This is a genomic window from uncultured Novosphingobium sp., assembly GCF_964277725.1.
GTDB classification, from domain to species: Bacteria; Pseudomonadota; Alphaproteobacteria; order Sphingomonadales; family Sphingomonadaceae; genus Novosphingobium; species Novosphingobium fluoreni.
In genome coordinates this window covers 1-10,181 of sequence record NZ_CAXYKL010000273.1, presented here as the reverse complement: position 1 = coordinate 10,181, position 10,181 = coordinate 1, and the positions used below count along the sequence as shown (strand labels likewise).

The window sequence follows — 10,181 nt, the reverse complement described above, 5'->3', positions numbered from 1 at the left end:
GGCCATTGGACGCCCACCGGCTACCGTGGCGCTGTCACCGGGCTTGCGGCACGGCAACTGGCTGGCGCTCCCATTGTCGATAGCTCTGCCGAATAATGTGTAACAGTCCTCCCCGCTTCGATCCTGTTGCAGTCGGGGTGAACGGCACGGTTACGCTTAATCGCTCGATCTGCTTGGGCGGCTTCCTATGCAAGACGGCAGGCAATCTCAGCATTACAACCGCTGCGGGGTTGGTGATCTGCACCGCCTTCCCCGTGGCGGCGGGGCAGTATCTCCCGCTCCCCTTCAACCTTGGCGGCAAGAACGCTGTCGTGGTCGCAGCCGGTGGCGCAAGCGGTACGCTGGCCGTTTGGTAATCTAGGACCGTGGCGGGATCGTTAGCCCCGGCACGCGGTATGTAGCCATGGCATCGGCCAGCACATGCAGAGCGTAGCCAGAGCCGTACTGATCGGCCACGTCCCCGCCTTCATGGCCCATTAGCTCCCGCTGCACGCCTTCCTCGATCTTAGCCGATCGGGCATAATCCTTAAACGTGTGGCGGAAGGAGTGGAACGTCATACGGCTATCCGTAACGCCACAAACCTTGCGCAGATAACCGCCGAACCACTCGCCCCACTTGGCAGCGGGATTGCCGTATATGTCCTTTGGCAAATCAGGGAATATGCGACCCTTCTTGGTAGCGAGGCTCTGGACATACTCGATAAATCCTAGCTCGATTAGCTTCGCATGGATTGGCACCGTGCGCTCGCTTGCGTCATTCTTGATCGCATTCGTCAGCCCCTCTTGATCCATGTCCTCTGTGATGCTGAGAAACCAACCCTTGTGCATATCGCCATCGGCATCGGGGTATTCGATTTCCTTCACGTCGCCATGCCGTAGCTGGGCAAGCTCCCGCACCCGTGCGCCAGTGTAGAGCGCCATGACGGGGAGCCAGTATGCGGCCTCTCCTTTGCCTCCTGCGGGGCGCTCCCCGTTGGCATAGACCGGACTTCCAAAGATCGCCTTGAGCGCGGCTAAATCGAACGGCTTCCGCCGCTTCTTCTTCGCCTGCGGGTTCGGGATAGAAGTTTCCCGAGCAACGTTCGTCGGCACCATGTCATTGCGAGCAGCCCAGCCAAGCAACAGGCTGATATGGCTTAGCCGCACGTTGATGTTCGCAACAGTCTGCCCCTCTGCGAGCAGCTTGTTCTTAAACTGGATCACATGCCCCTTGGTGATCTCCTGCACAGGCAGCTTGCCCATGCGCTCTTGGAACCACTCAGCAGTCCGCTTGACCATAGCGACCGTTTTAGGCCGCTTGTCGCCCTCAGTTTTCCACAGGTTCAATATGCCCGGATCGAGCAGCACGGATGGATCGCTGCCGCTATCGGCTTTGACCGGCTCGCATTGCACGGCCTGAACATGGCTTTCTGACGCGCGGCCCCGCTTCGCCTCATACGCGCCCATTTCGCGGGCATGGAGGATCGCCAGCCGACCAGCGCGCGCAATCTCTGCCGGGGACGCCACAGGCTCCCTGCCTTGCTCCAACGCCTGCATGACCGGCTCAAGGGTCTCGCGCTCGTCCTCCTGAGCATCAAGCGCCGCCGATAGCAGCGCCTCCTGCTCCTGCTCGAACTCCCACTGGGCGCGCTCCCGTGCTAAGGCCGCTGGGGACCTCTGAAAGGCTGGGGTGGCTTGGGTAGCGGTAGCCTCCGCAATGGCCCTCTCTGCCGCTGCCAGCGCGATCTGAGCGGCTTTCGTTTGGTCGGGGATAAGCCGCTTGGCCGTATCGCGGTCAGCAGTCCCGAGGGCTTGCTTGATTTCCCGCTTGCCTCCGAACGCGGGGCGCAGCTTGGCCGGGATCGCCATACGGAAATAGTAGCGGCCATTACCGGCCCGGTGGAGATAGCTGCACATGGGAAGCTCCTAGCACGATTGTACTAGGCGACTGTTAAAACCCCAGCTTTTCAATGGTCCTAGCCGTTTTCTGCGGCTGGCGGGAGGGGATGGTGGACAGGGCTGGATTCGAACCAGCGTACGCTTGCACGGGCAGATTTACAGTCTGCTGCCTTTAACCACTCGGCCACCTGTCCACACCGTTTCCGCGGTTGGCGGGTTACCCCGCGATGCAGTGCCCGAAAGCTCTGCGTTGCCGAGAGGAGGCGCACATGACGAAGCGAGCCTTGCCTGTCAATGGGGTCACTGGCAGGAGGCGCACATAATCGCGCGACAAAAAAGGAAGATACGATGGCAGACAGCGGTTCCAAGCCGGCCGGCGGCCGTGCCCTGCGGGGCCGTGCAGGCCGCATGAAGAATGGCCGCGGCTCAGGTCGTGCCTCTAGCGGAGCGGTACGCCTGTGGGGACGCCACGCCGTGGAAGCGGCCTTGCGCAACCCTGATCGGACCCATCGCAAGCTATGGGCAACGCGCGAGGGCGTGGCATCGCTTGACGGTGAACTTCCTGCAGATTTCCCCGTTGAGTGGGCCCAGCCCGTCGATCTGGCGCGGCTGGTCGCTCGCGATGCGCCGCACCAAGGGCTAGTGCTGGAATGCGAGCCGCTGGACGATGTGTTCCTGTCCGACGTGCTGGAAGGCGAGCCTGAACGGCCGATTCTGGTGCTCGACCAAGTGACTGATCCACACAATGTCGGCGCTTTGATGCGCAGCGCGGCGGCGTTCAACGCGGTGGCCATCGTCACGCAGGATCGCCATGCACCACCCGAATCGGGCACTCTGGGCAAGTCGGCATCCGGCGCGCTCGAGATCGTGCCGTGGATCCGGGTGGTCAATCTGGCCCGCGCCCTGGAGGAAATCGCAGAGGCCGGATACTGGCGCATCGGCTTGGCGGGCGAAGCCGAGATGACCCTGGCGGAAGCCCTTCCCGCCGGTCCGGTGGCCCTGGTGTTGGGCGCAGAAGGAGAAGGCATGCGCCACAACATCTCGCAGCATTGCGATTCGCTGGCGCGCTTGCCGATCGACGAGGCAATGGAAAGCCTGAACGTCAGCAATGCCGGCGCCATCGCGCTCTATGCCGTCGCGACGCGATGACGACGGCAAAAATTCACCATTAATTTTTTGGCCCCCGCCTCGTTAGCTCGAGGTTGGGGCGGCTTGCCCTTTTCATCGCAGATCGCACCCAGACGCAGGTTCGCCGGCAGATGATCGGCGTCATTTCCTGCGCGATATGGTTAATCGATTAATATCCTTACGCTGCTAATCCCTAGTCCGGCCCAAGGCCCGTTTTAGGCGCAGCCTGCGCATACCGCACTCAACCGGTCGCCACGACCAGTTGGATTTTCCGCTCAGAGCGTCAAGCAATGCAGGCTTCCTGCGAAAATCGCGCCCGCTCCGGGTCAATTTGCGGGGCGCTCACAATGCTAAACAGATTACCTTCCAAGTCGATGATCATGCTGCTGCCACTTCTTGCCGCGTGTTCGGAGTCGGATGGCGGCTCACCCGCTTCCGCCCCGACACTGGACACGGCGATCGCCGCGCAAGGCATCGCGCAGCCGGCGGCCGGCACGAAAACGTTGACGGACTACGACATTTGGTCCGCTCGGTTGATGGCCAATCGTACCAGCCCCGTCGTGGCTGCGGCCGGAGACCTGACGGAGAGTTGGATCGGTGCCGACGGCATCTTGGCGAACGTAGTGGTCCGCGCCCCTCGCACTTCCGGCAAGCCCACCGTCTCCGTCTCACCGCCGGCCAACGGCGGCGATGCGACCCCCTTGTTCCAGGCCGCGTTCACGCAGTTGCGCTCCTCGGCTGGCGGCACGCTCAAGGTTCTGCCGGGCGAGTATCATTTCAAGACGGGCCGGCAGACCGAGCAGGCAGGCTTGGCAAACCTGTTGATCAGCAAGTTGAACGATGTCGAGATAGACGCGACCGGCGCGAAGTTCCTGTTCGAAGCCGGGTGCGACGGCGTGTTTATCGAGGATTCGCGTCGCATCCGCCTTCGTGGCGCCGTGATGGAGGACCCCAGCGAACTGTCGGGCCACGGTCGCATGAAGCTTGTTGATGGCACTATGCGGCTGATCCTCGACAGGCCTCTGCCCGCCGGGTTGAGCATCAATTGGGTTCAAGCCATGAACGAGGGCGCCGATCGGTCCTGGCCCCAAATCCAGGCCAAGGCCATCATCCCGCCGACCGATCCCCAAGCGGTGCGGATCGACGATCGGACCTTCACCGCGCCCAGCTTCAAGGCCTTGGCCGACGGTCAAATGGTGTCGGTGAAGTACACCTGGTACGGCAAGCGCGCGATTTTCATCCGCGATACGAACAAGGGCTTCAGCGAGGATGTCATCTTCGATGGCGTTAATATCGGATCGGTGGGCGGGATCGCCGTGATGCTGAAGACACGCGGGCGCGGCTTCGCCGTGGTGAATTCGACGCTGTCTGCCAGCACCGGTCGACCCTACAGCAGCAACTACGACGGGTTGCATGTCATCTCGGCAGGCGGCGATATCCTGATCCAAAACAACGCATTCGCGCACACCGGCGACGATCTGGTGAACTTGCGGTCGATCATCCACAAGGTGTCGAACATCAAGCACAACAGTGTCACGCTATCCAACGATGCCCGCATGATGCGCGTCGGGGACGAGGTGGCGTTTTTCACTGCCACCGGAGAGTACATCGGCCGGCGAATGATCAGTTCCGCCCCTCCCCTCGGCAACAGCGACACAATCGCGTTCGGCCTGGCCGCCGGAGAGCCGATCAACGAAGCGGTCTATGCTCGAGACATCAACATCACGCCTCGCCGCTTCGCCGTGGTGAACAACACAATGGCGAACAGTTCCGGGCGCGGCATGTTGATCCAGGTCCCGAACGGCCTGCTGAAGGGCAATACCTTTCGTAACGTCCCTTGGGTCGCCATTCGTATGATGACCAGCTACAATCCCTGGCTGGAAGGCGCCGGAGCGATAAACGTCCGGGTTACCGCCAACACGTTCGAGAATGGCGGGGCGACCCTCGGCCTCAATTACGCGACCGGTATCATCACTGTGCTGGGTGAAGTTACGCAGCTCAAGATCCCGACCAATATCCACAACGGACCGATCAAAATAGACAGCAACAAGTTCGTGAAGGCACGATCTGCATGCATCACAATTTATAATGCCAAGGCTACAACTCAAGAGGGTAATACTTGCACCTCTTGATTTGATTTTCCGGTAGACAATTAGTCGGATAGTTTGATCCTGCTACAGGATCTCTAACTTGATCCTGTAGCAGTCTCCCACGCGGTCTGTGTCATTCGCGACAGCGCACTAATGGCTTTTTCAACACGCTCTGCGCGCCATCGCAGATATGCATTACCGATATTCCCGAGCGAGGCACTCACGAACCCGGCTGATTTCATCTGAGAGATATCTGCGTCAGCCGATCAGAGAATGTGGAAAGAGAATATAGCGAGAACTTCACACCGGATGTGAAGTTGACTAACGTATGCCCATGTCTCCGCACGCCATGATCGCAAACAGCCCGATTGCAGCTGTTGTCAGTAACCCCCGACTTCCTGATAACCCTATCATCGAATGCAACAAAGCGTTCCTCGACCTGACAGGCTTCGAACGGGACGAAGTGATCGGCCGCAATTGTCGATTCCTGCGCGGGCCCGAGACGGAGCCCTGGCTCGTCGACAAGATGCGCGAGGCTATCGCGGCACCAAAGCCCGTGCTGGTGGAAATCATGAACTATCGCCGGGATGGCACCGCATTCCGGAATGCGGTGATGATCGTCCCCCTGTTCGATGACTCGGGCAACCTGGAATACTTTCTTGGCTCGCAAGTCGAGATTTCCAAGGCCAATGGCTATGCCAACGGTTCGACCGAGGGATTGTCGTCATCCAAGGGCAAAGTCGAGTTGCTGACCGCCCGGCAACGCGAGATCCTGATCCAGATGGCGGATGGCAAGCTGAACAAGCAGATCGCGTTCGATCTTGGTCTTAGCGAACGGACGGTGAAGATGCACCGCGCCGCATTGTTCCGGGCCTTGGGGGTCAAGACCAGCGCCGATGCGATCCGGATCGCCGTGGAAGCCGGTCACTGAACAGCTGGCGGGTTTAGCCCCTCATTCCCACTGGAAACCGCAAGATGCCGGCCGCTAAGCGCTGGCAAGTCTAACGGGTGCTCTCGCTCAGACTAATTGGATCCCAGTAACGCCCAAATCAGTCCCGGGCCCGATCCGGCCCGGGATACAAGGTGTTGTCGTCAAGCCAGCGCGCCATGGCAGTGCTTGTACTTGTTGCCGGAGCCGCACGGGCACGGCGCGTTGCGGCTGATCGGCAAGTCCGCATAGGGGTTCTCTCCCGACGCACCGGGACCGACCGCCGCCTGGGGGCTGCTGGCCAGCGACCCGAAGAAGGCCGCCTGGGCGGCTGATCCATCCCCATCTGCGGAATCATCGAAGCCCGTCAGCGGATCGATATGGCCCGTCAGGAAGTCCGGAAGCTCGGGCAGATCGGCCGTTTCAGGCATGCGCAGTTCACTGACCGATAGAATGCGAGTCACGTCCTCGCGGATCGTTTCCAGCATCCGCTCAAACAAGCTGAAGGCTTCCTGCTTGTATTCGTTGATCGGGGTTTTCTGCGCGTAAGCCCGGAGGAACACCACCTGGCGCAGCGCGTCCAGAGTGGCGAGATGCTCCTTCCAGAAGTGATCCAGGCGATCCAGCAGGATGCTCTTTTCCACCTGCCGCCAGATGCCGGAATCGTCTGCCGACATCTTTGCCGCCATATGATCATCGGCCATTTGTGCGATGCGTTCTTCGATCAATTCAGGATCGACACCGTCCTCTTCAATCCAGGCTTCGATCGGCACGTCGATGCCCAGGATGTCCTGCGACCGCTCCTTCAACTGCGCGATGTTCCAGTGCTCGGGATAGGAGCCGGCAGGGCAGGCATCCGCGACGATCGCGTTGACGGTGTCCTGCCGCATTTCCACGACGACATCGTCCACCGTCTCGGCATCCATGATGTCCGCGCGCTGCTCGTAGATGACCTTGCGCTGGTCGTTCATCACGTCGTCGTATTCGACGACCTGCTTGCGCACCTCGTAGTTGCGAGCCTCGACCTTCTTCTGCGCAGTCTCGATCGCCTTGCTCAGCCACTTGGAACCAATCGCCTCGCCATCGGCCAGGTTGGAGTTCATCATACGCGAGAACAGCGTGTCCGGCCCGAAGATACGAAGCAGGTCGTCCTCGAGGCAAAGATAGAACTTGGACAACCCGGGATCGCCTTGGCGGCCCGAACGACCACGCAGCTGGTTATCGATACGGCGGCTTTCGTGGCGTTCCGTACCGATGACGCACAGCCCCCCGGCGGCGAGGACCTTGGCCTTCTCCTCGGCCACTTCCATCTTGATCCGAGCCAGACCTTCTTCGCGCTCCGGCCCTTCGGGAATGTCGCGCAGCTCGTCCTCGACGCGGAACTCGACGTTGCCGCCCAGCTGAATGTCGGTGCCGCGGCCGGCCATGTTGGTGGCGATGGTGACCGCATTCAGTCGCCCGGCCTGCGCCACGATATGCGCCTCCATCTCATGGAAACGGGCGTTGAGGACATTGTGCTGCACGCCCTCCTTGGTGAGGAAGTCCGACAGCAATTCCGACTTCTCGATGGAGACCGTGCCGACCAACACCGGCTGACCGGTCTCGTAGCGCTCACGGATCAACTTGGCGATCGCGGCAAACTTGTCGAGCGTGTTCTTGTAGAACTCGTCCTCCTCGTCGACGCGGATGACGGGGACGTTGGTGGGGATGGTGACGACGTTGATCTTGTAGATATCGTAGAATTCCGCCGCCTCGGTGGCGGCGGTGCCCGTCATGCCTGAAAGCTTGGGGTACATGCGGAAGTAGTTCTGGAAGGTGATCGAGGCCATCGTCTGGTTCTCGGGCTCGATATCGACGCCTTCCTTGGCCTCGACCGCCTGGTGCAAGCCGTTCGACCAGCGCCGGCCGTCCATCATACGGCCCGTGAACTCGTCGATGATGACGACCTTGCCGTCCTTCACGATGTAGTCGATGTCGCGCTTGAACATGACCACAGCCTTCAGCGCCTGGTCCAGGTGGTGAACCACCTGCGTGTTTTCGACGTCGTAAAGGTTGCTGCCTTCCAGCAGACCGGCGGCCTCCAGAATACGCTCGGCCTTCTCCACGCCGTCCTCGGTGAGGGTGACGTTCTTGCCCTTCTCGTCCGCCTCGTAATCCTCGGGCACGAGTTGCTTCACGATCGCGTCGACCTGGATATACAGCTCGGACTTGTCATCAGTCGGGCCGGAAATGATCAACGGCGTGCGCGCTTCGTCGATCAGGATCGAGTCGACCTCGTCGACGATGGCGAAGTTGAAGGGCCGCTGTACCATCTGGCTGCGGTCGTGCTTCATATTGTCACGCAGGTAATCGAAGCCGAACTCGTTGTTCGTGCCGTAAGTGATGTCCGCGCCATAGGCTTCGCGGCGCTCGTACTCGTTAAGGTTGGGCACGATCACGCCGACGGTGAGGCCCAGGAAGCCGTGCAACTGGCCCATCTGCTCAGCATCGCGGCGAGCAAGATAATCGTTCACGGTGACGACGTGGACGCCCTTGCCTTCCAACGCGTTGAGGTAAGTCGCCAGCGTCGCCACCAGCGTCTTACCCTCACCCGTGCGCATCTCGGCAATCTCGCCGCGATGCAGCACCATGCCGCCGATCATCTGCACATCGAAATGGCGCATGCCCAAAACACGCTTTGCCGCTTCGCGAACCGTGGCGAACGCCTCGGGCAGAATGTCGTCCAGCGTACTGCCAGCGGAGATCTGCTGGCGAAACTTCTGCGTCTGCGCCGCGAGCTCGTCATCGCTCATGGCTTGCAGTTCGCTTTCGAAAGCGGCGATCTGGCGCACCTGCTTGTCTAGCGACTTGACGTAACGCTCGTTGGACGAGCCAAAGATGGACTTGACGATTGCCCCAAGCATGGTGGGTTTCCTGTGATCTGAGGTGCAGGCGCACGAACGCGCAACTGGCGCCCGGGCTGCCGGGCGGCGGACTTTTCAACGGGTCGGCGACCCGGGCTTATTGCCGCGCGCGGTCTATTCCGATGAGCACGCTGTGGTGGAAAAGCGCAAAAGCTTGGAAAGCCGCACCTCCATCGGCCACCATGCGGGCATGACGACGCCCCGCCTCTGGCAAGCGCGCCAGTTCGACGGGCGCGGCCGGTAGGCGTTGCGCAAGCGGCGCGACAATGGCGGCTGGGGCGGTCTGCTCGGCACAGACACGCGCGTTGGCAGGCGCAAGTTGCGCCGCCAGCCCGGTCAAAAGGGCGAGGAGTGTGAGGACCAGCCGTTTAGTCATCACTGCCGGAGATAAGCGCGTCACGTTCGACTGTCCACCACGTGCGACGAATTCGGCGGTATCTTACTTGACGGGTTGGACGGGAGAGCCATGTGCCCTGCTACCCGCACTCGCTCGCTCGCATGTCATTGCGTCGGCTCGGCGCCTTTCAGCGTCGCTCCGCTCTGCGTAGGTATCGTCCAGATGCCGACGTTCACTGCCATGACGACGGCCAGGATCAGCATCAGCCAGGCCTGTCGGCGCTGCCCGCGACGGAAGGCGAACCAGGCCCCAGCGACAAGGCCCACGATGGCCAACATCATGATAGAAAGCGCGAGGTCCATGCCGTTCTCCTTGTTGTGCCGCCTGCCGGTCTTCACCTGATCAACGCAGAAGCGCCGCAGCAACCCATAGGATTGCTGCGGCGCCGTCATCCCCATCGGGAAGATCGCGATCGTAAGATCAGGCCGCGACAGGAGCCGCCTTGCGCACGCCCTCATCGACATGCTCTTCGAACTGCTCGAAGTTCTCGATGAACTGCTTGACCAGGGTCTGCGCGGTCTTGTCGTACTCGGCCGGGTCAGCCCAGGCGCCGCGCGGGTCGAGCAGCTTGCTGTCGACGCCGGGAACCGAAACCGGAACTTCGAAACCGAAGTTGGGATCTTCCTTGAACTCGGCCTCGTTCAGGCTGCCGTCGAGCGCGGCGTTGAGCAGCGCGCGGGTCGCCTTAATGGGCATGCGCTTGATGCCTTCCATGGTGGCCTTGCCGCCTGACCAGCCGGTGTTCACCAGCCAGCACTTCACACCGCCCTTGGCGATACGCTCCTTGAGGAGGTTGCCGTAGATCGAGGGGTGACGCGGCATGAACGGCGCGCCGAAGCAGGTGGAGAAGGTCGCTT

General features: G+C 61.1%; 9 protein-coding genes and 1 tRNA gene. 4 read left to right on the top strand and 6 right to left on the bottom strand.

What is annotated here, in order from left to right:
• The first annotated feature begins 95 nt into the window (after window positions 1–95).
• Window positions 96–356 (top strand): hypothetical protein, encoded by a 261-nt coding sequence (locus tag ACHWRX_RS15265; protein WP_394659828.1) that lies wholly within the window; start codon window positions 96–98, stop codon window positions 354–356.
• Between the two features lies 1 nt (window position 357).
• Here ACHWRX_RS15265 and ACHWRX_RS15260 read toward each other — a convergent pair whose 3' ends face one another.
• Both ACHWRX_RS15260 and ACHWRX_RS15255 read right to left on the bottom strand, forming a co-directional pair.
• A complete protein-coding gene (locus tag ACHWRX_RS15260) occupies window positions 358–1,896 on the bottom strand; it encodes a DUF6538 domain-containing protein (RefSeq protein WP_394659827.1) in 1,539 nt (512 codons plus the stop codon).
• Window positions 1,897–1,986: 90 nt separating this feature from the next.
• A tRNA-Tyr gene (locus ACHWRX_RS15255) sits at window positions 1,987–2,072 on the bottom strand.
• Between the two features lie 154 nt (window positions 2,073–2,226).
• On the opposite strand from ACHWRX_RS15255, the gene ACHWRX_RS15250 reads away from it, so the two are divergent.
• The 3 genes from ACHWRX_RS15250 (at window position 2,227) to ACHWRX_RS15240 (ending at window position 6,027) form a co-directional block, all read left to right on the top strand.
• Window positions 2,227–3,027 (top strand): RNA methyltransferase, encoded by an 801-nt coding sequence (locus tag ACHWRX_RS15250; RefSeq protein WP_246388363.1) that lies wholly within the window; start codon window positions 2,227–2,229, stop codon window positions 3,025–3,027.
• A 359-nt stretch (window positions 3,028–3,386) separates the two neighbouring features.
• Window positions 3,387–5,138, top strand: a complete 1,752-nt coding sequence (locus ACHWRX_RS15245; RefSeq protein ID WP_394659826.1) for a hypothetical protein — start codon at window positions 3,387–3,389, stop codon at window positions 5,136–5,138.
• A 307-nt stretch (window positions 5,139–5,445) separates the two neighbouring features.
• Window positions 5,446–6,027 (top strand): PAS domain-containing protein, encoded by a 582-nt coding sequence (locus ACHWRX_RS15240; RefSeq protein WP_394659825.1) that lies wholly within the window; start codon window positions 5,446–5,448, stop codon window positions 6,025–6,027.
• Window positions 6,028–6,188: 161 nt separating this feature from the next.
• Here ACHWRX_RS15240 and secA read toward each other — a convergent pair whose 3' ends face one another.
• The 4 genes from secA to ACHWRX_RS15220 form a co-directional block, all read right to left on the bottom strand.
• Entirely contained in the window at window positions 6,189–8,927 is a 2,739-nt protein-coding gene (gene secA / locus ACHWRX_RS15235) for a preprotein translocase subunit SecA (RefSeq protein ID WP_394659824.1), read from the bottom strand.
• Between the two features lie 97 nt (window positions 8,928–9,024).
• Window positions 9,025–9,327, bottom strand: a complete 303-nt coding sequence (locus ACHWRX_RS15230; protein ID WP_394659823.1) for a hypothetical protein — start codon at window positions 9,325–9,327, stop codon at window positions 9,025–9,027.
• Between the two features lie 101 nt (window positions 9,328–9,428).
• Entirely contained in the window at window positions 9,429–9,722 is a 294-nt protein-coding gene (locus ACHWRX_RS15225; protein WP_394659822.1) for a hypothetical protein, read from the bottom strand.
• Between the two features lie 22 nt (window positions 9,723–9,744).
• The coding region (locus ACHWRX_RS15220) for a phosphoenolpyruvate carboxykinase (ATP) (protein ID WP_394659821.1) at window positions 9,745–10,181 on the bottom strand (437 nt) is incomplete at its 5' end.

What these genes read in the sequence shown, in the direction of transcription:
- ACHWRX_RS15265 (WP_394659828.1), top strand. Translation starts at nt 96, where the DNA reads ATGTGTAACAGTCCTCCCCGCTTCGATCCTGTTGCAGTCGGGGTGAAC.
- ACHWRX_RS15260 (WP_394659827.1), bottom strand. Translation starts at nt 1,896, where the DNA reads ATGTGCAGCTATCTCCACCGGGCCGGTAATGGCCGCTACTATTTCCGT.
- ACHWRX_RS15250 (WP_246388363.1), top strand. Translation starts at nt 2,227, where the DNA reads ATGGCAGACAGCGGTTCCAAGCCGGCCGGCGGCCGTGCCCTGCGGGGC.
- ACHWRX_RS15245 (WP_394659826.1), top strand. Translation starts at nt 3,387, where the DNA reads ATGCTGCTGCCACTTCTTGCCGCGTGTTCGGAGTCGGATGGCGGCTCA.
- ACHWRX_RS15240 (WP_394659825.1), top strand. Translation starts at nt 5,446, where the DNA reads ATGATCGCAAACAGCCCGATTGCAGCTGTTGTCAGTAACCCCCGACTT.
- secA (WP_394659824.1), bottom strand. Translation starts at nt 8,927, where the DNA reads ATGCTTGGGGCAATCGTCAAGTCCATCTTTGGCTCGTCCAACGAGCGT.
- ACHWRX_RS15225 (WP_394659822.1), bottom strand. Translation starts at nt 9,722, where the DNA reads ATGGGGATGACGGCGCCGCAGCAATCCTATGGGTTGCTGCGGCGCTTC.